This is a genomic window from Sphingomonas sp. Leaf17 (genome assembly GCF_001421505.1).
Lineage (GTDB): Bacteria > Pseudomonadota > Alphaproteobacteria > Sphingomonadales > Sphingomonadaceae > Sphingomonas.
Genome location: NZ_LMKL01000008.1, coordinates 234,466 through 259,060, shown reverse-complemented (window position 1 = coordinate 259,060; position 24,595 = coordinate 234,466). Strand labels below are relative to the sequence as shown.

At 68.9% G+C, this 24,595-nt stretch carries 20 protein-coding genes; 11 read left to right on the top strand and 9 right to left on the bottom strand.

What is annotated here, in order from left to right:
• Positions 1-30: 30 nt before the first annotated feature.
• From ASE75_RS13260 to ASE75_RS13225, 8 genes are all read left to right on the top strand, one after another.
• Positions 31-1,110: a DUF475 domain-containing protein gene (locus tag ASE75_RS13260; protein ID WP_055934338.1), complete on the top strand. Its 1,080-nt coding sequence runs from the start codon at positions 31-33 to the stop codon at positions 1,108-1,110.
• A 19-nt stretch (positions 1,111-1,129) separates the two neighbouring features.
• The gene (locus tag ASE75_RS13255) at positions 1,130-1,708 is read left to right on the top strand and encodes a TerD family protein (protein WP_055934334.1); all 579 of its coding nucleotides are present in this window, start codon (positions 1,130-1,132) and stop codon (positions 1,706-1,708) included.
• A gap of 30 nt (positions 1,709-1,738) precedes the next feature.
• Positions 1,739-2,314, top strand: a complete 576-nt coding sequence (locus ASE75_RS13250) for a TerD family protein (RefSeq protein ID WP_055934331.1) — start codon at positions 1,739-1,741, stop codon at positions 2,312-2,314.
• Between the two features lie 133 nt (positions 2,315-2,447).
• Entirely contained in the window at positions 2,448-3,566 is a 1,119-nt protein-coding gene (locus tag ASE75_RS13245) for a phosphoribosyltransferase domain-containing protein (RefSeq protein ID WP_055934328.1), read from the top strand.
• Positions 3,563-4,303: a hypothetical protein gene (locus tag ASE75_RS13240; protein ID WP_082463978.1), complete on the top strand. Its 741-nt coding sequence runs from the start codon at positions 3,563-3,565 to the stop codon at positions 4,301-4,303. Before ASE75_RS13245 ends, ASE75_RS13240 begins: the two co-directional genes overlap by 4 nt.
• Complete coding sequence (locus ASE75_RS13235; RefSeq protein ID WP_055934325.1) at positions 4,300-5,385, top strand: cysteine protease StiP domain-containing protein; 1,086 nt, start codon at positions 4,300-4,302, stop codon at positions 5,383-5,385. Before ASE75_RS13240 ends, ASE75_RS13235 begins: the two co-directional genes overlap by 4 nt.
• Positions 5,382-6,293, top strand: coding sequence for an HpcH/HpaI aldolase/citrate lyase family protein (locus tag ASE75_RS13230; RefSeq protein ID WP_055934322.1), 912 nt, complete (start codon positions 5,382-5,384; stop codon positions 6,291-6,293). Before ASE75_RS13235 ends, ASE75_RS13230 begins: the two co-directional genes overlap by 4 nt.
• A gap of 26 nt (positions 6,294-6,319) precedes the next feature.
• Positions 6,320-7,111 (top strand): AIM24 family protein, encoded by a 792-nt coding sequence (locus ASE75_RS13225; RefSeq protein ID WP_055934319.1) that lies wholly within the window; start codon positions 6,320-6,322, stop codon positions 7,109-7,111.
• Between the two features lie 147 nt (positions 7,112-7,258).
• Here the strand turns inward: ASE75_RS13225 and ASE75_RS13220 are convergent, their stop codons facing one another.
• The 9 genes from ASE75_RS13220 to ASE75_RS13180 all read right to left on the bottom strand — a co-directional run bounded on the left by ASE75_RS13220 (position 7,259) and on the right by ASE75_RS13180 (position 17,550).
• A complete protein-coding gene (locus ASE75_RS13220) occupies positions 7,259-7,747 on the bottom strand; it encodes a hypothetical protein (RefSeq protein ID WP_156340475.1) in 489 nt (162 codons plus the stop codon).
• A gap of 227 nt (positions 7,748-7,974) precedes the next feature.
• Complete coding sequence (locus tag ASE75_RS13215) at positions 7,975-8,349, bottom strand: hypothetical protein (RefSeq protein WP_162233741.1); 375 nt, start codon at positions 8,347-8,349, stop codon at positions 7,975-7,977.
• A 65-nt stretch (positions 8,350-8,414) separates the two neighbouring features.
• Positions 8,415-9,323 (bottom strand): toxic anion resistance protein, encoded by a 909-nt coding sequence (locus ASE75_RS13210; protein WP_055934313.1) that lies wholly within the window; start codon positions 9,321-9,323, stop codon positions 8,415-8,417.
• A gap of 42 nt (positions 9,324-9,365) precedes the next feature.
• On the bottom strand, positions 9,366-11,051 hold the full coding sequence (gene nagE, locus ASE75_RS13205; protein ID WP_200922367.1) for an N-acetylglucosamine-specific PTS transporter subunit IIBC: 1,686 nt from the start codon (positions 11,049-11,051) through the stop codon (positions 9,366-9,368).
• Positions 11,048-13,567 (bottom strand): phosphoenolpyruvate--protein phosphotransferase, encoded by a 2,520-nt coding sequence (gene ptsP, locus ASE75_RS13200; RefSeq protein WP_055934310.1) that lies wholly within the window; start codon positions 13,565-13,567, stop codon positions 11,048-11,050. Before ptsP ends, nagE begins: the two co-directional genes overlap by 4 nt.
• 126 nt (positions 13,568-13,693) lie before the next feature.
• The gene (nagA, locus tag ASE75_RS13195; protein WP_055934306.1) at positions 13,694-14,836 is read right to left on the bottom strand and encodes an N-acetylglucosamine-6-phosphate deacetylase; all 1,143 of its coding nucleotides are present in this window, start codon (positions 14,834-14,836) and stop codon (positions 13,694-13,696) included.
• Positions 14,833-15,840 (bottom strand): SIS domain-containing protein, encoded by a 1,008-nt coding sequence (locus ASE75_RS13190; protein WP_055934560.1) that lies wholly within the window; start codon positions 15,838-15,840, stop codon positions 14,833-14,835. Before ASE75_RS13190 ends, nagA begins: the two co-directional genes overlap by 4 nt.
• A 132-nt stretch (positions 15,841-15,972) precedes the next feature.
• Positions 15,973-16,710 carry a GntR family transcriptional regulator gene (locus ASE75_RS13185; RefSeq protein WP_055934303.1) on the bottom strand — a complete coding sequence of 246 codons (738 nt, stop codon included), beginning with the start codon at positions 16,708-16,710 and terminating at the stop codon, positions 15,973-15,975.
• A gap of 75 nt (positions 16,711-16,785) precedes the next feature.
• Positions 16,786-17,550, bottom strand: a complete 765-nt coding sequence (locus tag ASE75_RS13180; protein ID WP_156340473.1) for a copper homeostasis protein CutC — start codon at positions 17,548-17,550, stop codon at positions 16,786-16,788.
• 244 nt (positions 17,551-17,794) lie between these two features.
• Here ASE75_RS13180 and ASE75_RS13175 point away from each other — a divergent pair, with 244 nt between their 5' ends.
• The 3 genes from ASE75_RS13175 to ASE75_RS13165 are packed head-to-tail and all read left to right on the top strand — an operon-like array spanning position 17,795 to position 24,440.
• A complete protein-coding gene (locus ASE75_RS13175; RefSeq protein WP_055934300.1) occupies positions 17,795-20,416 on the top strand; it encodes a beta-mannosidase in 2,622 nt (873 codons plus the stop codon).
• Complete coding sequence (locus tag ASE75_RS13170) at positions 20,413-23,022, top strand: glycoside hydrolase family 3 C-terminal domain-containing protein (RefSeq protein WP_235512744.1); 2,610 nt, start codon at positions 20,413-20,415, stop codon at positions 23,020-23,022. Before ASE75_RS13175 ends, ASE75_RS13170 begins: the two co-directional genes overlap by 4 nt.
• Positions 23,019-24,440 carry a glycoside hydrolase family 125 protein gene (locus ASE75_RS13165; protein WP_055934297.1) on the top strand — a complete coding sequence of 474 codons (1,422 nt, stop codon included), beginning with the start codon at positions 23,019-23,021 and terminating at the stop codon, positions 24,438-24,440. The genes ASE75_RS13170 and ASE75_RS13165 overlap by 4 nt, the downstream gene beginning before the upstream one ends.
• Positions 24,441-24,595: the final 155 nt, after the last annotated feature.

Genomic DNA, 24,595 nt, shown 5'->3' with positions numbered 1-24,595 from the left:
CGGGGCCAGCTCCGGCCGGGGGAAAACGACGTGCTGAAATACTACAAGGGTTCATTCATATTCACCGGCATCTGCCTCGCCCTGGCGGCGTGGCTGGGCCACGAGATGTCCGGCAACTGGTCGGGCACGCTCGGCATCCTGTGGATCGTCATCGTGCTGGGCGTGCTGGAAGTGTCGCTGTCGTTCGACAACGCCGTCGTCAACGCGACCGTGCTGCGCGACATGGACCCGAAATGGCAGCACCGGTTCCTGACCTGGGGCATCGTCATCGCCGTGTTCGGGATGCGGATCATCTTCCCGCTGGCGGTGGTCGCGATCGCCGCGCAGCTCGGCCCGATCGAGGCGATCAAGCTCGCCGCGACCAATCCGGTGGAATATGAACGGATCATCACTGGCGCGCATATCGGCATTTCCGGATTCGGCGGCGCGTTCTTGGCGATGGTCGGCCTCGACTTCTTCCTGAACGACGAGAAGGAGGAGCATTGGCTGGGCATGGTCGAAAAGCCGCTGGCCGGCCTGTCGCGCATTTCGGGCATCGCGCTCGGCATCGTGATGCTCGCGCTATACTTCATCTCGCGGATGCTGACCCCGGAGGAGGCGCTGACCTTCATCACCTCGGGCATCTTCGGCCTGGTGACCTTCATCGCGGTGCAGGCGCTGGGATCGGTGCTGGAGGGTGACGGCGGTGATGCGATGACGCAGACCGCGGCCAAGTCGGGGTTCGCGGCGTTCATGTATCTTGAGGTGCTGGACGCGTCCTTCTCGTTCGACGGCGTGATCGGTGCTTTCGCCCTGTCGAACAACCTGTTCATCATCGCGCTTGGCCTTGGCATCGGTGCGATGTTCGTTCGCTCGATGACGGTGATGCTGGTCGAGAAGGGCACGCTGACCGAATATCGCTATCTGGAGCATGGCGCGTTCTATGCGATTGTCGCACTGGCCGCGATCATGCTGCTGTCGGCGCATTTCCACATCCCCGAAACGATCACCGGCCTGATCGGCGCGGCGTTCATCGGCATGGCGTTCTGGGCGTCGGTCCGCAGCAACAGGGCCGAAGCGACGCTGGAGGATGCCAACCCGGTCAAGCCGACCGGCGAAACCCTGAACTGATACGAAAAGGAACGCGCGCATGTCGGTCAGTCTCGCCAAGGGCGGCAATGTCAGCCTGTCGAAAGAGGAGCCGGGTCTGACCCACATCCTGATCGGTCTGGGCTGGGATACGCGGACGACCGACGGCACCGATTTCGACCTCGACGCCAGCGCGTTCCTGCTGGCGGCGGGGGACCGGGTGCGCGGCGATTCCGACTTCATCTTCTACAACAATCTGAAGTCGGCGGACGGGTCGGTCGAACACACCGGCGACAACCGCACGGGCGAGGGCGACGGCGACGACGAGGCGCTGAAGGTCGAGTTGGCCCGCGTGCCGGCCGATGTGCAGAAGATCGCCGTCACCGTGACGATTCACGACGGAGAGGCGCGGCGTCAAAGCTTCGGCATGGTCTCCAACGCCTTCATTCGGATCGTCAACGATGCGACCGGGCGCGAGATCGCGCGTTACGACCTGACCGAAGACGCATCGACCGAAACGGCGATGATCTTCGGCGAAGTCTATCGCCACAATGGCGACTGGAAGTTTCGCGCGGTCGGGCAGGGGTACAAGGGCGGCCTTGCCCCCATGGCCCGCAATTACGGCGTCAACGTCGGCTGATCGGCCGACTCATAATACGGGAGACGACCAATGGCAGTTTCACTTTCCAAGGGCGGCAACGTCAATCTCAGCAAGGAAGCCCCAGGCCTGTCGAGCGTCCGCGTCGGCCTCGGCTGGGACACGCGCGTCACCGACGGCAGCGCGTTCGACCTCGACGCCAGCGTGTTCATCCTGAACGACGCGGGCAAGGTGCGCAGCGACGCCGATTTCATCTTCTACAACAACAAGGTCGGTGCCGACGGCGCGGTAGCGCATCAGGGCGACAACACCACCGGTGAGGGTGCGGGCGACGACGAAGTGGTTGTGGTCGGCCTCGACAAGCTGCCCGCCGACGTGACCAAGCTGAGCTTCGCGGTCACCATCCACGACGCGGATGGCCGCAAGCAGAATTTCGGCATGGTGTCGAACGCCTACATCCGTGTGCTGAACGAGGCCGGTGGCACCGAACTGGCGCGCTACGACCTGTCCGAGGATGCCTCGACCGAAACCGCGATGATCTTCGGCGAACTCTATCGCAACAATGGCGAATGGAAGTTCAAGGCGATCGGGCAGGGCTTCGCCGGTGGCCTCGGGCCGCTTGCATCGTCCTTCGGCGTCAACGTCTGACGCCCCCGGCCGGGCGCGCCACGCCCCGGTCGAACTGACAGAGACCGCCGGAGGGAGACTTGCTCTCCGGCCAGATTGACAGGGATGACCGGGGACCCGTTCCCCGGTCATCCGCGCATTGGATCACGACTACATGCTGAATGCCGAGGCGCGGACGATCGCGCTGCCGACCGGGACCGTTCGGGTCACGGTCGAATCCGCCGCATGGCCGCTCGACCGGCTGTGCGGTTTCGCCGCGCGCAACAATCCCAAGCGCGGCTTTCTGGTCGTGTCGAAGGTGCTTGGCCGGCACATCCCCGCCCGGCCGCAGGTGATGCGTGCCGCCGTGCGCGATCTGGCGGCGCAGGTGCCCGCCGATCTCGCCGGACCGGTGATGGTCGTCGGGCTGGCGGAAACGGCGGTGTGCCTTGGTCAGACGCTGCACAGCGAATTGCGCGCGCAGACCGGCCGCGACGACATCGCCTTCCTCCATTCGACCCGGCAGCAGGTCGACCACCCTTTGCTCTGCCGGTTCGAGGAGCCGCACAGCCATGCCTCGGCGCATCTGGTGTACCGGCCGGAGGGGATCGACCTGCCCCGCACGCTTGTCGTGGTCGATGACGAGATTTCGACCGGCACCACGCTGGCCAACCTGACCACCGCGCTGGTGGCCGAGTGGCCGCAGGTCGAGCGGATCGTCGTCGCGACCCTGACCGACTGGTCGGGCGGCGGCGCGTGGATGGCGCGTATGCCGCGTCCCACCACCCGCGTCCGTCTGCTCGCCGGCAGGCTAGACTGGACGCCGGCGGACAGCGTCATGCCGACCGACCTGTTCGAGGGGTTCGACACCGCCGCCGCTTCGCTCGGGCGGATGCAAGACGCGGTCAATTACGGCCGGATGGGTACGGTGGCGGTGGTCGAAACCATGCCGCCCGCGCTGCCGCCGATCCTGGGTGGTGAGCCGCTGCGCATCGTCGGCACCGGCGAGTTCACCTGGGCCCCGTTCCGCCTGGCCGAGCGGATGGCCGCGGCCGGCCACGACGTGGTGGTGCAGGCGACCAGCCGCAGCCCGGCGCGGATCGGCGGCGCGATCGGCTCTGCACTGATGTTCCGCGACAATTACGACACCGGCGTCCCCAATTATCTCTACAACGCCGATCCCGCCGACGGACGCACGACCTGGATCTGTCACGAGACGCCGTCAGGTTCGATCGACCCCACCCTGATCGCCGCGCTGGATGCGCGCACGGTCGACTGGAAAGACCCGTCATGATTCGCGCCGTCACCCTCGTCGATCTCGACGACACGCTGTTCCAGACGATCCGCAAATGCCCGGACGAGTATGCGTTCGAGCAGCTGACCCCGCTCGGTTATCTCAAGGACGGATCGCCGCTCAGCTATGCGACGCCGCGCCAGATGGCGTTCCTGCGCTGGCTGTCGGACACGACGCACATGGTGCCGGTGACGGCGCGCAGCCTGGATGCGCTGCGCCGGGTGAAGATCCCGTTCGCCGCCGCCGTCTGCGCGCATGGCGGCGTGATCCTTGGCGACGACAGCCAGCCCGATGTGGCCTGGGCCACCCGCATCGCCGCCGAGGCCGAACGCTACCGTCCCGTCCTTGATGCCCACGTCGCGGCGATCGCGGCCGAGGCGGAACGGCAGGGCGTGGCGATCAACGTCCGCGTCCTGACCGAGGAGGGCGTGCCGCTCTACGTCCTTGCCAAGCACGCCGACATGGATGCCGACGCGCTGTTCGCGGTGGTCGATGCCGCCGTGCCGGACGTGGGGGCGGGGTGGACCGACCACCGCAACGGCAACAACGTCGCGCTGATGCCGCCCTATCTGGGCAAGCAGCACGCGGTCGCGCACCTGCTGCCGGCGCTGCGCGCGCGCTTCCCCGACCTGCCGGTCATCGGCATCGGCGACAGCCGCACCGATGCGCCGTTCATGGCGCTGTGCGACTTCGCGATGCTGCCGACGGGGTCGCAGCTGGCCGGGAGCATCCTGTGACGGTGGGATTTTCGGGCAGCTATCTGCCGCAGGACGTCACCTTCCTGCTGAAGCCGGTGGCGATGCCCGCCACCGACGTTGCCGCCAAGGAAGCGGCGATCCAGTCCGGCGCACGCCATTATTCGGAGATGATCGCGCCGGAATCGGTGCCGGGCCAAGCCTATCTCGACCTCTACGATGCGGCCCTCGCGCGCAACGGTGCACGGCTGGCCGCCGATGTAGCCGCGCTCGCCGCGCACCTGCGCGACCGGGCGGATGGCCGTGAGGTCGTCATCGCCAGCCTCGCGCGCGCCGGTACGCCGATCGGCGTGCTGCTGCACCGCACGTTGCAGGCGCAGGGGGGCCGCTCGGCACATTACGCCATCAGCATCATCCGCGACCGCGGCATCGACCGTCAGGCGCTGGCCCACATCGCCGCGCGCCACGATCCGGCTGACGTCGTGTTCCTCGACGGCTGGACCGGCAAGGGCGCGATCGCGGGCGAACTGCGGTCGAGCCTTGCCGACCGGCCGATGGGGTTCACGCCGACGCTGGCGGTCATCGCCGATCCGGCGGGGCAGGCGGATATCGCCGCGACCGACGATGATTATCTCATCGCCTCGGGCCTGCTGAACGGCATCGTCTCCGGCCTCGTCAGCCGCTCGATCCTGAGCGCCGAGACGGTCGGTCCCGGCGATTTCCACGCCTGCGTCACCTATCCGCAGCACGCCGCCGCCGACCGGTCGCGCGCTTTTGTCGACGCGCTTGCCCCCATGGCGGCGATTGCCCAGCCGCGCGCGATCGACGGGCACGCCGCGAAACGCCCGGCCCTGATGGCCGCGTGCGAAACGCTGGTCGCCGACATGCTGGCCCGCGCCGGCACCACCGACCGCAACCGCATCAAGCCCGGCATCGCCGAGGCGACCCGCGCGCTGCTCCGTCGCCTGCCCGAGCGGCTGTACATCCGCGAGGCCGACGACCCCGACGTCGCGCATCTGCTGCATCTCGCGCGCGAAGGCGGCGTCCCCGTGGAACCGCTGCCCGCCACCAGTCGCTATCGTGCGGTCGCCATCATCGCGTCGCTCGGCAAGGATTCCGCATGACTCTCGATGCCCTCTCGCTTGGCGCGACGCTCTATCTGCCCTGCACCCGCGACGACCTGGCCAGGACGTTGCTCGGTCGCCGTTTTCCCGCGCTGCGGTCGGCGGTGTTGTGCATCGAGGATTCGGTGCGCGAGGCCGATGTGCCGCATGCACTGTCGAACCTCGCCACCTTCCTGCGTCGCCTTGCCGAGCAGGGACGCGACACCCTGCCGCATATCTTCGTGCGCCCGCGCGACGCGGCGATGCTGGAACGCATCCTGCTGATGCCGGGGATCGAGCAGGTCGACGGCTTCGTGATCCCGAAGGCGCATGCCGACAGCATGCCCGCCTACACCTCGCTGCATTTCCACGACAACCACCGGCTGATGCCGACGCTGGAAACGCGCGAGGCGTGCGACGCGCACGAGATGCGCCGGTTCCGTGACCAGCTGCTCGGTGTGCAGGACCGGATCCTCGCGCTCAGGATCGGCGGCAACGACCTGTTGCAGCTGATCGGCACGCGGCGGTCGGCGACGCGCACCGCCTATGACGGGCCGCTCGCGACGATCATCGGCAGTCTGGTCGCCACCTTCGCGCCGTGGGATTTCACCCTGAGCGCGCCCGTCATGGAAAATTTCGCCGACGCCGCGTTGCTGCGCGAGGAGGTCGCGCGCGATATCGACCACGGCCTGCTGACCAAGACCGCGATCCACCCCGATCAGATCGCGATCATTCAGGCCGCCTACGCCGTCTCCGCCCGCCAGCTTGCCGAGGCGGAGGCGATGCTCAGCGGCGACGGTCCGGCGGTATTTGCCAGCGGCGGCGCGATGTGCGAGCCAGCGACCCACCGCCGCTGGGCCGAACGCATCGTCCGCCGTGCCGACCTGTTCGGCATCGCCGACGCGCTGCCGGCGCTGCGTCAGGCCTGATTCCGTATCGTCCGAAGGGAGCCACGATGTCCGCGTTCCGCACCAAGATCGACGAAGCCACCAGCCCCGGTGTCCGGTTCGAACTCTATCAGTTCAATCGGAAAACCTATGCGCTGAGCCAGACCCCGTTGCCCAAGCCCGGCACGGCGGCGGGCGCATCGCCGATGGTCCACCTCCACCCGCCGCACGCGCAGACCGCGCGCCAGTTGCGGGTCGTGCTGGAGGGCGGGGCGGCGTTGCTTGAACCCGGCGCGTTGCAATATGCCCACGGCCAGGTGCAGGTCGAGGTGCAGAACAACCAGAAGGGCGGCATGTTCGCCCGCGCCATCGCGTCCGCCGGCACCGGCGAGAGCGCGTTCGCCACCCGCTTTTCGGGGCGCGGCGAGGTGTGGAGCGAACCGACCGCCAAGCACTTCATCCTCGCCGCGATGGACGGGCCGCAGGACTCGCTGATCCTTGATGACGGCGCGTTCTACGCCTGCGACGCCAACATCGCGATCGGCACGCACGTCCACCGCTCGGTGCAGGGCCTGCTGTCGGGCAACGGTCTGATGCAGCCCAAGCTGACGGGTGCCGGCGCGTTCGTGGTCGAGGCCCCGGTGCCGGTCGACGAGATCGAGATCATCGAACTGAACGGCACCGACGAACTGATCGTCGATGGCGACCTGATGCTGATGTACACCGCCACGCTGCAGGTCGAACTGCGGCCGCTGGTCCGGGGACTTCGCAACGCGATGCGATCGGGCGAGGGGCTGGTCTTCGTGTTCCGCGGCAAGGGGACGGTGTGGCTGACCCCGACGATGGCACTGGGGGCCTGAAGCTTCCCGCTCGTCCTGAGCAGGGACTGAGCGCAGGCGAAGGCCCGTATCGAGAGACTGTCCCGAAGTCCCGGTCTCTCGATACGCCATCTCGGCACGCTCCTTACGGAACTGCCCGGCGGCTGTTCGAGGCAAACGGGCGGGGTGTCACCCCAGCGGATCCCGCCCGCCGTACCGCGTCTCGATGAACTTCAGATTGTCCGCGAAGCTGTCGATATCCTCCTGCGCCAGGCTGCGCGACAGCGCCTCGGCCCGCGCGATCATCTTCTCGACGCCCTCGTTCAGCACATAGCTCGCCGACCGTCCGGTCTTGCGGAATATGTCCGCCCGGTGCGCCGGCGGAATATCGGCATAGCTGGCGACGAGTTGCGGCAAATGGACGTCGCGCATCTGCCGAACCTCGGTCAGTGCGGATGCGAGCAGCGGATCACGCGCCGCGCGCCCCTCGATCTCCCCGACCAGCGCCAGCAACCGCTCGACCTGTGGCCGCGACTGTTTCGGCAGGCGCGGATCGTCGGCGGTCATGCCGGTCGGGCGGTCTGGCGTCGGTGACGGCGGCGCGGCGGACGCAGGACCAGCCGGCGTCGGCACCGGCCCGCTCAGGAAATCGCCCAGCCGTTGCAGGAAACTCGACACGCCGATTTTACCTCCGCCCGGCGAACAGCCCGGTGACTGGAGGATAGGGCGTGGGGAAGCGGGAATCCAGTGCGGCCGGGTGTTTTCGCCGTACACCGCCGACTCATATCCGTCATTGCGAGCGCAGCGAAGCAATCCAGTGACACGCAGATACGCCCTGGATTGCTTCGCTGCGCTCGCAATGACGGCAGTATGCGAGGCCGGCTCCGCACCCAGGAATGCCGTATTTACCGTGTCACCAGCACGGGCACCACGATCAGGGCCGCAAATGTGACGAAAGCGACAACCAGTCCAAGGATCATCAACTGACGAACGGAACGACCGCGCGGATCGGTCACCGGATAACAGGCGATGCCCGCCCCAAGCACCACAATCGCGTCGGGCAGGGCGAACACCATCAATTCTCCGCGTGAGGCCGGGCGATCGACCAATGGCGTGAAGAACACGCCGATGTTCACGATCAACGCGAACCAGAAACCGATCCTAAGCGACCGTTCGCCGGGGCAATCCGCCGCCAGTTTGGCGATGAAGGCGAGGCACATGCCCGCACACGCCACGCGAAAGCTGATATCGAACGGCACGAAAAGATACGCATCGAGCAAGACCGCAACCACAACGAACATCAGTACGCCGACAAGCGCCTAGCCCACCATGCGAAGCCGGGCTTTCAACCACCCATGTCCCGCGCCGTCCCTCCCGCCGCGTCCAGCGCCGCGCGCATCTGCGCCACCGCATCCGCCAGCGCCCGTTCGGCCGCCGCCTCGCGACCCGGCCCGGCCGCGCCGGCGGTGGCCTCCAGCGCGCTCGCCTGTTCGCTCATCGCCCGCGCATCGGCCAGCGCGCGCGCCGCGCCGACCGCCGTCCGCAACGCCGCCGCCATCGTCGTGCGCGCGCGGTCGATCGCGGTGACCAGCGACCCTTGCGCCTCGCCCAGAATGTCGAGCGACAGCCGTCCCTGCCGCGTCACGACCAGCTGGGTCAGCACGTCGCGTTTGCGCTCCTGCAACGCCGCCAACACCGGCCCGCGCAGCAGCGCGGCGCGCGTTGGATTGGTCGCCGCCGTCTCGCGCGCGGCGGCGCTGGCGGCGGCCTCGACCATGTCGAGCAGGTGGGCCGCATCCTCCAGCCGGGCATCAGCGCGGGTGACGCGGTCCTGTTCGCTGCGCATCCGCACGGCGTCGTGGAGCAGCGTATCGCGTTGCTGGTCGAGCGCGCTTAACAAAGCTGCCAGCTTCGGTTCGACCTGATCGAACACCGGGGCGGGGACGGGCGCGGCCCCAAACGGAAACCAGCGCCGGGCGGGCGGCGGCGTCGGTGCCGCCAGCCCCTCGACCAGTGCGCGCAGGTCGTTCAGCAAGGCGTCGGCGCGCGCGATCTGCGGGGAGGGGCCATCGGGCAGGCGGCGGCTCTGGTCGGCGGCCTCGGCGATCGCCGCCTGACCCATCCGCGCGACCATCGCCAGCACCCGCGCGTCATCGGGATCGCCCAGCCAGTCGCGGATGACGTCGCGTGCGGTCTGGCGCAGCGCCACGGCGCGGTCGGGGGTGGGCGGCGCAACGACGGACAGGTCGGACATGGCCGTTCGTCTACCCGCTCGCGCCACGCCTGCACAAGGCGATCAGCCGACCAGCAGATGGACGACGCCGGGTGCCGGCCGTGCAACCCCGCGCACCCCGGCGGCGGTCAGCGCGCTTTCCGACAGCGCCGCCGGATCGGCCAGCGTGACCCGGATCCGCCCGGCATGGCGGCTGGCGTCGGTGATGTTGCCCGCCCCGCCCAGCGCCTTGGCCAGCACCGGGTCCAACGCGAAGGCGGGTGCCTTGGCCGCGATCGGTGCCGCGACGGCAATGGGTGCCACCACCGGCCCGGCCGCGATCGCGTCGCGCATCTCGACCGCGACCTGATCGGCGACCGGCCCCAGCACGATCTGCACCGCGTTGACCGATGGCTTGATGAGGCCACGCGACCCCAGCGCCTTCAACCGCGGTTCGTCGATCACGGACTGGTCCGCGACCATCAGCCGCAACCGGGTGGTGCACGCGCCGATGCTGGTCAGGTTCGCCGATCCCCCCAGCGCCGCGACGAACGCCGCCCCGCGCTCGCTGGCGGCGACCGGCGCGGCATCGACCGGTGCTTCCGCATCGCGTCCCGGCGTCGGCAGGTCGAACCGGCGGATGACGTAGCGGAATACGGAGTAATACACCGCTGCATAGACCGCGCCGACCGGCAGCAGCAGCAACGGCCGCGTCGCCTTGCCGAAGTTCAGGACGTAATCGAACAGCCCGGCCGAAAAGCCGAAGCCCAGCTTCACCCCCAGCATGTCCATGACGACCATCGCCACGCCGGTCAGCACCGCGTGCAGCGCGTAGAGCAGCGGGGCCAGGAACATGAAGCTGAACTCGATCGGCTCGGTCACGCCGGTCAGGAACGAGGTGAGCGCGAGGCTCAGCAACATGCCCCCCACCGCCTTGCGACGCGCGGGCGCGGCGGCGTGATACATGGCAAGGCACGCGGCGGGCAGGCCGAACATCATGACCGGGAAGAACCCGGCCATGAACGCGCCGGCGGTCGGGTCGCCTGCGAAGAACCGGCGCAATTCGCCGTTCGCCCCGTGGAAATCGCCGACCACGAACCACACGACGTTGTTCAGGATATGGTGCAGTCCGGTCACCAGCAGCAGCCGGTTGAACAGGCCGAACAGGAACAGTCCCGCCGGCCCTGCGGCCACGACGCTGCGGCTCAGCGCATCGACGCCCGCGTCGATCCCCGAAAAGCCCAGCCCGACCAGCGCGGCGATGCCCAGACCTGCCAGCCCGCTGACGATCGGCACGAACCGTCGCCCGCCGAAGAAGGCCAGATATTCCGGCACCTTGACCGTCGAATAGCGGTTGTAGAAGATCCCGCCGATCAGGCCCGATGCGATGCCGATCGGCACCTCCAGCTTGGCGATGGCCTTGGCCTTCCACGCCGCCGCGACGATGTCGCTGTTGGGCGCGATCAGCCCGGCGATGGCATCCGCCGGCACGGTCAGGAACACCTGCGCGCCCCTGGTCGACACCAGGAAACAGACGACGCCCGCCAGCGCCGCCGCGCCGTTGCCATCGCGCGCAAAGCCGACCGCAACGCCGATCGCGAACAACAGGCCCAGATTGGAGAAGATCGCATCGCCCGCCGCCGAGACGAAGGCGATGTCGAGCAGGTCGGGCTGCCCCAGCCGCAGCAGCAGCCCGGCCACCGGCAGGACGGCGATGGGCAGCATCAGCGCGCGGCCGAGTGGCTGGAGGATCGCGATCGCGGACTTCATGCGCCGTGCTCCTGACGAAAGGCTATGGCCGCCGCGCGGACGTCGGCGGGGGAGGACAGCGCGCAGACCGCGTCGGCATGCGCGCGGGTCGCGTCGAGCGTCAGCGTGCGGACCAGCGCCTTGACCTGCGGCACCAGCGCGGGCGCAGACGACAATTCGGTGACGCCAAGGCCGATCAGGATCGGGATCGCCAGCGGGTCGGAGGCCAGCCCCCCGCAGACCCCGGTCCACTTGCCATAGGCCGCAGCACCCGCGCAGGTCTGGCGGATCAGCCGCAGCACCGCCGGGTGCAGCCCGTCGATTCCGGCCGCGACCGCCGGATTGCCGCGATCCATCGCCAGCGTATATTGCGTCAGGTCGTTGGTGCCGACCGACAGGAAATCGGCCTCCGCCGCCAGCAGGTCGGCGGTCACGGCGGCGGCCGGCGTCTCGACCATGATGCCCAGGGCGACGCCGTGCGTGATGCCCATCGCCGCCTTCGCCCGGTCGAGCGCGGCGCGCACCCGGCGCAGTTCGTCCAGGCTGGCGATCATCGGCACCATGATCCGCAGCTGGCCGGCAGGGACCACCCGCAGCAGCGCGCGCAACTGCACGTCCAGCACGTCCGGCATGGCCAGCCCGACGCGGATACCGCGCAGGCCCAGCGCCGGGTTCTCCTCCGCCGCGATCGGCAGGTAGGGCGCGGGCTTGTCGCCGCCGATATCGAGCAGGCGGGCGATCAGCGGTCGTCCCTCCAGCGCGTCGGCGATCCGCTGATAGGTCGCGGCCTGTTCGTCCTCGTCGGGGGCAGCGTCACGGTCGAGGAAGAGGAACTCGGTGCGCAGCAGGCCGCAGCCTTCCGCGCCATTGGTCACCGCCAGCGCGGCGTCGGCGGCGGACCCCAGATTGGCGAACGCCTCGATCCGCACGCCGTCGGCGGTCCGGCATTCGTCGCCGGCGGCGGCCAGCGCGGCGCTGCGCCGGGCGGCGGCGGCGGCGACGCGGTCGGCGGTCGTCTCGCGCATCGCGGCCGGTGGATCGACGTGCAGCATCCCCGCATCCGCGTCGAGGATCAGCGGCGTGCCGGCGGCGATCCCGTCCAGCACCGGTCCCATCGCCACCAGCGCGGGCAGGCCCATGGTCGCGGCCAGGATCGCGACATGCGACGTCGGGCCGCCCCGCTCGACGCACAGGCCGACGACGTTGGCGATATCCAGCCCGATGACCTGCGACGGCAACAGGTCGTCGGCCAGCAGGATCGTGCCCGGCGCGAACCGCGCCGCCGTGTCGGTAATCCCGGCAAGATGGTGCAGCACCTGACGTTCCAGATCGAGCAGGTCGTCGGCGCGCTCGGCCAGTCGCGCGTCGCCGATGCTGCGCAGGATGTCGCTCTGCACCCGGATCGCCTGCCGCCAGGCGAAGCCAGCGTCGCGGCCTTGCGCCACCTGCGCCCGCGCCGCGCCGATCAGGTCGGGATCCTCGATGAAGGCGCGGTGCGCGTCGAGGATCGCGCGCTGCTCGACCGGCAGGGTCGCGGCGCGCGCGGCGATGGCCTGTGCGACCGCCGCCAGCGCCGCGTCCAGCCTTGGCCGTTCGACCTCGGTCCCGCGTCCGTCGACCGGCACCACGATGTCGGGCACCTTCAGCACGCCGGCGACGCCGATCGCCAGACCGGGCGCGGCCAGCACACCGGTCAGCGCACCCTCGATCGCGGCGGGCGCGGGCGTGGGCGCGGGGGCGGGCGGCGGAAGCGAGGCGGCGGCGGTGTCGCTGCCTTCGCCCATGCCGCTGGCGATCAGCGCGGCGACCGCGTCGATTGCGGCCTGCGCGTCGGGACCGGTCCCAGTGATCGCGATCGTGTCGCCATGCCGGATGCCCAGCGCCATGATGCCGACCGCGCTGGTCGCCACGGCATCACGGTCGCCGTGGACCAGATGCAGCGTGGCGTCGAACCCGCGCGCGCAGGCGCCGATCCGCGCGGCAGGGCGTGCGTGCAGTCCGTGTGCCAGCGCCACGGTCAGGTCGTGCCGCAACATCTCGCCTGTCGCCGGTTCGACGGTTTCGTCCGCCACGGTGCCGGTCGCGACGATCGTCAGGAACCGATCCCCCACCGCCACCGCGCCCGCATCCCGCCGTCCGGTGATCGCAAACCGGTCGCCATTGGTGATGATGATCGGCGTGACCACCGCCGGCGCGGCGCGGACCAGCGCGTCGAGGTCGAACGCGATCAGCGGGTCGCCGGCCCGCACCGACTGCCCGACCGCGACCTTGGGCGTGAAGCCGACACCGTTCAGCGCCACCGTGTCGAGGCCGATATGCATCAGGATCTCGGCCCCGTGGGCCGTGCGCAGCGTGACCGCGTGATGGCTGTCGTGCAGCGCGATCACCACGGCGTCGCACGGCGCGTGCAGCGTGTCGCCGGTCGGGTCGATCGCCAGCCCATCCCCCAGCAGGCACCCGGCAAAGACCGGGTCGGGCACGACGTCCAGCCCGCAGGCCCAGCCCTGCATCGGTGCTGTCAGGATGATATCGGCCATGCGCGTCGATCCCCAAGCCGGCCGGCTTCACCATTCGCCCCGGCCCCGGTCTTGAAATCTACAGGGCAGGCGCGCGTTGGCAAGCCAATTGTCACACGATGGTATTACAAAGGTAGTATTTCGGTCTTATTCGCCGGCGTGGACCTGCTCGCCGCCGATCCAGGTGCCGGTTACCGTGAAACCGGCGGTCAGCGTCACCCAGTCGGCGACCATGCCGGCCGCGATGCTGCCGCGCTCGTCGTCCAGCCGCAGGAACGCCGCCGGATAGGTCGACGCCATCGCCGCCGCTGTTTCGGGTGCGGTGCCGGTCGTCGCCACCATGTTGCGCACCGCCGTCGCCATGTCGAGGTCGGACCCCGCCAGCGTACCGTCGGCGTTGACGCACACGCCGTTTTCGACGGTGATCGCCTTGCCCTGCAACGTGAAGCGCTTGTCCGCCTGGCCGACCGTCGGCATCGCGTCGGTCACCAGCATCAGCCGGTCGACCGGCCGCGCGCGCATCGCGATGCGGATGACGGCGGGGTGCAGATGCGCGCCGTCGACGATCAGGCCGGCCCAGGTCGTCTGGTCGTCCAGCACCGCGCCGACCACGCCGGGCGCGCGGTGCTTCAGCGGCGACATCGCGTTGTACAGGTGCGTGAAACCGCGCAGGCCCGCGTCGATCGCGGCCATGGTTTCCTCATACGTCGCATCGGTATGGCCGCCACAGACCAGCACGCCGGCCTCCGCCAGCGCGCGGATCTGCGCCGGATCGGCCAGCTCGGGGGCCAGCGTCAGCATCACCCGGCCACGCCGGCCTTGCGTCAGCAGCGCCATCGTGTCGGTATCCAGCCGGCGGAACTTGCTGGAATCGTGGATGCCCTTGCGCGACACGTTCAGGAACGGCCCCTCGATGTGCACGCCGACGATACCGGGCGTGCCCGCGTCGATCGCCGCATCCACCGCATCCAGCGCGCGCGCGATGACGGACGGATCGTCGCTGATGAGCGTCGGCAGCATCGCCGTGGTGCCATAGGGCATGTGCGCGCGCGCGATCGCCGCGACGCCCTCTGGCGTGGGGTCGTCGTTGAACAGGACGCCGCCGCCGCCATTCACCTGCGTGTCGATGAAGCCGGGCATCATCCAGCCGCCATCAAGGTCGATCGTCCGGTCGGCGTCCCCCCCGGCCGACAGTGCAGCGATCCGCCCGCCGTCCAGTGTCAGGACGATCCGGTCGACGACGCCGTCGGCGGTGACGATCCGCCCGTTGGAAAAGCAGATCCGGTTCATAGCGTGCTCGTCACCTTGCTCAGATGCGGCGGCACATCGGGGTTCAACCCGCGGCGCAGCGACAGCATGTTGGCCATCCGGTAAAAGCTCTGGATCATCAGGATCGGCTCCAGCGCCGGATGCGCGCCGATCGCGGCGGGCGCATGGGTCAGGGGTGCGGACGCATCGACCAGATTGACCACCGCGCCGCGCGCCGCGAACTCGGTCGCAACTTCGCGCACGCCGTCCCCGGCGGTGTCGGAGGTGGCGAAGGCGATCAACGGAAAGCCTTCGTTGACGATCGCCATCGGCCCATGGCGGACCTCGGCGCTGCTGAACGCCTCGGCATGGAGCGCGCACGTCTCCTTCAGCTTCAGCGCCGCTTCCTGCGCCACGCCATAGCCATAGCCCCGGCCGATCACGAACAGGTTGTTGGCATCGACCAGCGAGTCCGCGACACAGGTCCAGTCGAGATCGAACGCCGTTTCCAGCTGCGCGGGCAGACCCTGCAACGCGGTGGTCAGCGCCTCATCCTGCGACCAGCCGGCGGCGATCGCGGCGAAACCGGCCAGCGCGGTGATATACGACTTGGTCGCCGCCACCGACGTCTCCGGCCCGGCCTTCAATCCGATCAGCACATCGGCCATCTGCGCCAGCGGCGAGGCCTCGTCGTTGACCAGCGCGACGACATACGCGCCGGCCTCGGCCTGCGCCTTGACGGTCGCGAGCAGGTCGGGGCTGCGGCCCGACTGCGACACCGCGATGCACAGCGCGCTGCCCGCCGCGACCGGCGCGGCATAGACCGACGATACCGACGGTGCGGCCGACGCGACCGGCACGCCGACCAGCGTTTCCAGCAGGTATTTGCCGTACGTCGCGGCATGGTCCGACGACCCGCGCGCGCAGGTTACGACGACGGCCGGCGGATCGGCCCGCAACCGCTGCGCCAGCGTCGCGATCGTGTCCGCATTCTCGCGCAGCAGGCGGGCGACCGACGCACCGGCCTCGGCCGCCTCCCGATGCATCAGCGTCGCCTCGGCGCGCGCCTGGGTGGCCCGTTCCGGGCTGTCGGTGGTCACGCTCAATTCTTCCCCCCGCCGGTCCCCGGCATGCAGTGTGCCGGTTTCCCGGATGTCGTCGCCGCCGGCTTTCCGGCGTCAGATGTCGTTCAGTTCGGCGACCAGGTCATAGGCATCGCCGCGGTAATAGGATTGCGTGAACTCGACCGTCCGCCCATCGCGCAGATAGCCGCGCCGTTCGATGAACAGTCCGGCATGGCCCGCATCGACGTTCAGCATCCGCGCATGTTCGCCGTTGAACGGCACCGCGCGCAACCGCTGCAACGCGCGCACCGGGCGATTGCCCGACGCGGTCAGCGCCTCGTACAGCGACACGTCGACCGCATCCTCGTTTTCCAGGCAGAAGCCGGCGATGGTCGAATATTCCAGCGCCATCGGCACGTCGTCGGCATAGCGCAGCCGCTGGAACCGATAGACTTCCGCACCCGGCGACAGGCCCAGCGACAATGCCTCCTCGGGCGTGACCGTGCCGACCGATTTGCTGACCCACACGCTGCTTGGCTTGCGACCGCGCGCGACCATGTCCTCGGAAAAGGACGACAGCTTGGAAAAGCTCTTTTCAACCCGCGCCGCGACGAAGGTGCCCGCTCCGCGTCGCCGCGTCAGCAGGCCTTCCTCGACCAGTCCGCCGATCGCCTTGCGCACCGTGATGCGCGACACGTCATACTCGGTGGCCAGGTCGCGTTCGGCGGGAATCGCCTCGTCCTGCGTCAGCAGGTTGCGGTTGATGGCGTCGCGGATCAACTGCTGCAACTGCACATACAGAGGGGCTGGATTGCCACTGCGGAACCGGCCAATGCTGGCGGAAAACGACATCCGATCTCCCTGTGCGGACTGGCGGCAGGGCGGGTCGAAAGACCGCGTCTGGCCGCTATGGTGCTGGATCATATGTTATGAATTGGTCTTGCTCAAGCGAAGTTTTCGCGCGGGTTCCACAAGGATCGCTTTCAGGGCCGCGACGGCGGCGGCGTCGGTCCGCCGCGCCTCGGCCGGACTGAATCCCATGGCGACAAGAGCGGGATCCTGCGCCACTGGAACACCGCAGGAGGCATGAAGTTCCGATACGCCGGTGGTCAGGATCGCCGGGGCGGTATCCGCATTGACCCCGCTGCCGGGCAATATCCCGATCCGGCCGCCGGCCTGCCCGACCAGCGCCGCGATCCGGTCGCGCCCGGCCAGCGCGGTCACCGCGCCGCCCGATGTCAGGATCCGGTCGAACCCCAGCGCGATCGCCGTCTCCAGCGCGGCCGGCTGGTCGACGCACCGGTCGAACGCGCGGTGCAGCGTGATCGACAGCGGCGTGGCGCGGCGATCGTTCCAGCCGCGCGCCCGCGCGATCAGCCGCGCGAGCAGGGCTTCGTCGAGCGCGCCTCCGGCGGTCGTCGCGCCGATGACGATCCCGGCCAGCCCGGCTGTGGCCACCTGATCGAGATCGGCGGCCAGGATCGCTTCCTCCTGCGCGTCATGGACGAAGTCGCCGCCGCGTGGCCGCAGCAGGGCATGGACCGGGATCGATACCGCCGCCGCCGCCGCGATCAACCCGGCGGACGGCGTGATTCCGCCGATGGCCAGCGCACCGCACAGTTCGATCCGGTCCGCCCCGCCGGCGATCGCGGCATCGAGTCCGGCATGGTCATCGACACAGATTTCGAGCATTTCCGGTCTCCAGGACATATCGGCAGGCGCCAGATGGTCGCGCGGGGATCCATCGCCGGTCAAGCGGCCGTCAATCTGCAAATCCAACATTGGTTACACATTGCTTGCAACCCGGCGTCAAATGATAATACCATTGTGGCACCACGCGGGGCGAATGACGGCAACGCGGTGACCGGTCCACAGCAAGGACGATCGGCATCGCGACGGACCGGCCCGGCGCGTTTTACAGGGAGTCGACCAGACCATGACCGTTCTTCGTCTTGCGGCCCTGCTGCTCACCTGTACCGCCTCCGCCGCGCTCGCCGCCCCGCGCGACGCGCAGCCGCTGACGACGGGTTGGCAGGCACGGATCGACCCCGCCGATACCGCCGCCGCCAGGGCGCATCCGAAGGCCGCGCGCTGGTTTGCCGCCCGCGTGCCCGGCAGCGTGCAGCAGGACCTGATCGCAAATGGCCAGGTGCCCGACCCCTATGTCGGCCTGAACGAGGCGCAGATCCAGTGGGTCGGCCTGACCGACTGGCAGTATCGCCGCACGCTGACCGTCACCCGTGAGATGCTGGCCCGCGATCACCTCGACCTCGTGTTCGACGGCCTCGACACGTTCGCGCAGGTCAGCGTCAACGGCGTGAAGCTGGCCGCGACCGACAACGCGCATCGGCGCTGGCGGGTGCCCGTGAAGGACGTGGTGAAGGCGGGCGCGAACGAAATCGTCATCGCCTTCAAATCGCCGATCAGGGCGGTGCAGCCGATGGTGCTGGCCACGCCCCATTCGCTGCCCGGCGAATATGATTCGATGTTCGGCGACGAACCCGCGGGCAAGCAGACCTCGCCCTATATCCGCAAGCCGAAATATCACTGGGGCTGGGACTGGGGTCCGCGCATCGTCACGGTGGGGCCATGGCGCGACGTCCGGCTGGACGCGTGGGACGATGCCCGCATCGACGCGCTGCGCGTGACCCAGCAGACGCTGGCCGCCAGCGAGGCGCGGCTGTCCGCCGAACTCGACGTGGTCGCCGACGTGGAGGGCAAGCACCCGATCCGCATCACCGTGACCACGCCCGACGGCGGGACACGGACCACCACCGACACCGTCACGCTGGCGAAGGGCGCGAACCACCTGTCGTTGCCCGTCACGATTCTCCAGCCGAAACGCTGGTTCCCGGTCGGGTATGGCGCGCAGCCGCTATACCGTGTCGCCGCGACGCTGCTGGACGGTCAGGGCGGGGCACTCGACAGCGCTGCAAAATCCACCGGCCTGCGCACCGTCGAACTGATGCGCGAGAAGGACGCGATCGGCAGAGGCTTCGGCATCAAGGTCAACGGCATCCCCATCTTCGCCAAGGGCGCCAACCTGATCCCGTTCGACATGTTCCCCGCGCGCGTGCCCGAAAGCCAGATCGCGCAGGTGCTGGGGTCGGCGCGCGACGCCAACATGAACATGATCCGCGTCTGGGGCGGCGGCTATTATCTCGACGATGCGTTCTACGACACCGCCGACCGGATGGGCCTGATGGTGTGGCAGGACTTCATGTTCGGTGGCGCGATCACGCCATACGACCGCGACTTCCGCGAAAACGTGAAGGTCGAGGCGGAGGAACAGGTCGACCGGTTGCAGGCACACCCCTCCATCGTGCTGTGGGCCGGCAACAACGAAGTCCTGTCCGGCTGGGAGGGCTGGAGCGACCGCACCGCGTTCAAGAAGGCGGTCGGCGCGGACGAACAGGAAAAGGTCGGCGTCGGCATGGCGATCCTGTTCGACCGGGTGTTGCGCGACGCGGCCGAACGGCGTGACCCGGATGCGGTCTACTGGCCCGGGTCGCCCAGCGCGAATTACGAGGGCAAGCCCGATCAGGATTTCGACGGCGACCGGCATTACTGGGACGTCTGGGGCGGCAAGAAGCCGGTCGAGGCGTATCTCGACAGCTGCCCGCGCTTCATGTCCGAATATGGCCTGCAAGCCATGCCCGACATGAAGACGGTCCAAGCCTTTGCGAAGCCCGGCGACCTGTCCGCCACCTCGCCGGTCATGAAATCGCACCAGAAGTTCCTGAAGGGCGAGGGCAACGACCGGCTGCTGTTCTATATCGAACAGAATTACCGCACGCCACGCGACTTCGCCGAGTTCGTCTATCTCAGCCAGGTGATGCAGGCAGAGGGGATCGCGCTTGCCGCACTCCACCACCGCGCCTGCCGCCCGGTGACGATGGGATCGCTCTACTGGCAGCTGAACGACGTCTGGCCCGGCGCGTCCTGGTCCAGCGTCGATTATTACGGACGGTGGAAGGCGCTGAACTATCACGCCCGCCGTTTCTTCGCCCCCCTCGCGATCAATGCCGAGCGTAAAGACGCGACCACGACGATCAGCACCATCTCCGATGCCGCCGTCGCCACCCGCGCGCGCTGGCGGGTGCGGACGATGGACGTCGGCGGCCGGGTGCTGGGCGAGAACGGCGCGACCGTGACCCTCGCACCGCTGTCGGCCAGCGTGGCCGCAAAGCTGGCCGATGCCGCGCTGTTCAAGGGTGGCGACCCACGGACGACGATCGCGGTGGTCGAGCTGATGACCGGCGACACCGTCGCCGCGCGCCGGATCGTCACCGCGCTGCCACCCAAGGCAATGACGCTGCCCGATCCCGGCCTGACCGCGCGCTGGAGCGACGACGGCCGCACGCTGACCCTGACCGCGAAGGCGCTGGCCCGCGCGGTGTGGATCGACTTCACCGGGATCGACGCGACGCTGTCCGACAACAGCGTCGATATCCTGCCGGGCGAGAGCATCGCCGTGACCGTCACGTCGGCGGCCTCGTCGGCACAACTGAAGACCGCGCTGCGCCTGCGCACGCTGACCGGTGAGGTAAAGCCGTGACCATTCTTCTGGCCCTGCTGGCCACCACCGCATTGTCGACCGCAACCCCGGCCGATCCGGCTCCGCTGCCGGGGCCGGACACGGTCTTCGCGCTGCCGAGGGACGCGACCGACCGCATTGCCCGCGCCATCGCCAGCATGACGCCGGAGGAAAAGGCGGCGCAGCTCCAGTCGACCACCGTCGCACTGCCCGCGCACGACCTGCCCGCCTATGATTACTGGAACGAGGCGCTTCACGGCCTGGCGCGCAACGGCGTCGCCACCGTCTTTCCGCAGGCGATCGGTTTGGCCGCGACCTGGGATCCCGACCTCGTCACCCGCATCGGCACCGTCGTGTCGACCGAGGCGCGGGCGCGCTCGAACGGCCTGCCCGCCGGCGGCCGGCAACGCTATCAGGGCCTGACCATCTGGTCGCCCAACATCAACATCTTCCGCGATCCGCGCTGGGGCCGTGGGCAGGAAACCTATGGCGAGGATCCGGTGCTGACCGGCACGCTCGGCGTCGCCTATGTCCGCGGCCTGCAGGGGCCGGACCCGCGCCACCCCCGCGTCATCGCCACGCCAAAGCATCTGGCGGCGCATAGCGGGCCGGAGGCGGGGCGCGACGCGTTCGACGTCGACATCAGCCCCTACGACCGCGAGGCGACGTATCTGCCCGCCTTCCGCATGGCCCTGACCCAAGGGCAGGCGCTGTCGACGATGTGCGCGTACAATTCCATCCACGGCGTACCGGTCTGCGCGTCCGGTCCGCTGCTCAACGACCGCGTCCGCCGCGACTGGGGCTTCAAGGGGCTGGTCGTGTCGGACTGCGATGCGATCGGCAATATCGCCTTCTACCATCATTACAGCGCCGACGCGGCGGCGGCATCGGCGGTGGCGCTGAAGAACGGCATGGACCTGAATTGCGGCCGCACCTACGCCGCGATCCCTGAGGCGCTGTCGCGCGGGCTGGTCGACATGGCCACCGTCGATACCGCACTCGCCCGCACCTTCGCGGTTCGTGCCGCGCTTGGTGGTGCTTTCGGCCAGACCAGCCCGTGGGACCGGATCTCGCCCAGACAGGTCGACACGCCTGAACACCGCGCGCTGGCGCTGGAGGCGGCGCGCAAGAGCATCGTCCTGCTGAAGAACAATGGCCGCCTGCCGCTGAAACCGGGCGCGCGGATCGCGGTGATCGGCCCCAACGCCGACAGCCTCGACGTGCTGGAGGGCAATTACCACGGCACCGCCGCCGCGCCGGTGACCCCGCTCGACGCGCTGCGCAAGGTCTTTGCCGTCCGCTACGCGCAGGGCGGCACGCTGGCGGAAGGGGTGCCGGTGCCGGTCCCCGAAACCGCGCTGAACCTGACCGGCGCATTCTATACCGACCCCGCGTTCACCGGCGCGCCGAAGGTCACCCGCACCGAACGCCGGATCGACTATAACTGGGACCGCACCGCCCCCGCCGGCCTTGACCCGACGCGCTTCGGCGCGCGCTGGACCGGCACGATCACGCCGCCCGCGCCCGGTACCTATACGCTGCGGCTCGACATCCCGCGCTGCTTCGACTGCAAGGGCCACGACCCGTCGTCCTTGTGGATCGACGGCAAACCCGTCCTGACCGACGACGGCAGCGGATCGAACGTCGAGACGGTCGTCACCTTCGCTGACACCGCACCCCACCCGATCCGCGTCGACTACGCCCGCAGCGGCGAGGATCAGGGCATCCGCCTGACCTGGATCGCGCCGCCCGCCGCGCAAGCCGCCGAGGTCGCCACCGTCGCCGCCGATGCCGACGCGATCGTCGCGTTCGTCGGCCTGTCCCCGGCGGTCGAGGGCGAGGCGTTGCAGCTGGAGGTCGCGGGCTTCTCCGGCGGCGACCGCACCGACATCGCGCTGCCGGCCGCGCAGGTAAGACTGCTCGAAGCCGCGAAGGCGACGGGCAAGCCGCTGGTCGTCGTCCTGCTGTCGGGCAGCGCGGTCGCGCTCAACTGGGCAAAGGACAACGCCGACGCGGTGCTGGCCGGCTGGTATCCGGGGCAGGCGGGCGGTCAGGCGATCGCCGATACGCTGACGGGCGTGAACAACCCCAGCGGTCGCCTGCCGGTCACCTTCTACGCGCGCACGCGCGATCTGCCCGCGTTCATCGACTACAACATGCGCGAGCGGACCTATCGCTATTTCACCGGCACGCCGCTCTGGGGCTTCGGCCACGGCCTGAGCTATACGCAGTTCGCCTATGCCGCGCCCGCCGTCCCCGCGACGCTGGCCGCCGGCAAGGCCCTGACCGTCACGGCCCAGGTCACCAACAACGGTCGTTACGCCGGCGAGGAAGTGGTGCAGGCCTATGTTACGCCGCCCGCGGCTCTGCGCAGGATCGGCGGGTTCAACGATCCCGTGCTTCAGCGCCAGCTTGCCGGCTTCACCCGGGTCATGCTGAAACCCGGCGAAACCCGGCGCGTGACCTTGACGCTCGACCCGCGCACCCTCAGCACGGTCGCGCGCGACGGCACGCGGCGGATCGTCGCCGGCGACTATGCCCTGCACGTCGGCGGCGGCCAGCCCGGCGACGGGGCCGGGGTCGACGCCGCGTTCACGATCACGGGACATCAGGAGCTGCCGAAATGATCGACCGCCGCACGCTGATCGCCGCCGCCGGGGCTACCGCCTTCGCCGCCGCCACCCCGCTTCGCGCGGCCGCACCCGCCTTCGCCAGCAAGCGCCCGGTTCCCTCCGCGCGAAAGTTCACCAGCAAGGCGGTCGAACGCGAGATCGCCCGCGTGTCCGCGAAGATCGCCGAGCCCGAACTGCGCTGGATGTTCCAGAACTGCTACCCCAACACGCTCGACACCACGGTCGAGATGGGGACGGTCGACGGCAGGCCCGACGCCTTCGTCATCACCGGCGACATCCCCTGCCTGTGGCTGCGCGACAGCTCGGCGCAGATGCAGCCCTACCTCCATCTGGTGCGCGAGGATAAAGCCTTGCGCGACGTCTTTCGCGGCCTCATCGCCCGACAGGCGCGCTGCATCCTGATCGACCCGTACGCCAACGCGTTCATGAAGGATCCGACCGCCAAAACGAACCTGAGCTGGGCGCTGCAGGATCAGACGGTCATGAAACCGGGCGTCGCCGAACGCAAATGGGAGGTGGATTCGCTCTGCTACCCGATGCGCCTCGCCCATAATTACTGGCGCGAAACCCGCGACGCGGTGCCGTTCGACGCGCTGTGGGCGGACGCCGCCCGCGCCTCGATCCGGACATTCAGCGAACAGCAACGAAAGGACGGCCCCGGACCCTACAGCTTCCGCCGGTCGTCGCCGATCCCGCACGAAAGCCTGATGCTCGACGGCTTCGGTCCGCCGGCAAAACCGGTCGGCCTGATCCATTCGATGTTCCGCCCCTCCGACGACGCCTGCCTCTATCCGCTGTTCATCCCCGCCAACCTGTTCGCGGTGACCGCGCTGCGCCAGCTGGCCATCGTCGCCGGCGAGGCGCGCGGCGACACCGCGCTCGCCGCCGACGCGATCGCGCTCGCCGACGAGGTCGCCGCCGCGTTGCGTAAATACGGCCAGATGCGCGACACCGACGGGCAGACCGTCTGGGCCTATGAGGTCGACGGCTATGGCAATGCGGTCTTCATGGACGACGCCAACGTCCCCAGCCTGTCGGGCCTTGCCTATCTTGGTTGCGTCGACGCCGCCGACCCCGTCTGGCGTCGCACCGCCGACCGCGCGTGGAGCGACCGCAATCCCTATTTCTTCAAGGGGAAGGCGGCCGAGGGCATCGGCGGCCCGCATGTCGGCCTGCGCATGATCTGGCCGATGGCGATCATCATGCGCGCGATGAACGCCACCGACGACGCCACGATCCGCCAGTGCCTCGGCTGGCTGAAGGCGAGCCACGCCGGGACAGGTTTCATGCACGAGGCGTTCGACATGGATGATCCGGCCAAGTTCACCCGCGAATGGTTCGCCTGGGCCAACGGGCTGTTCGGGGAAATGATGCTGGGGCTGGTGAAGACCCGCCCCGGGGTGGTGGGGTGAACCAGACATCCATTGCCCATCCGTTCGTCCTGAGTAGCCACTGAGCGACGTCGAAGTGGCGTATCGAGGGACAGGTCCTGCATCCCAGCCTGTCCTTCGATACGGGTCTTCGCCAGGCTCAGCCCCTACTCAGGATGAACGGAGGATATAGATAC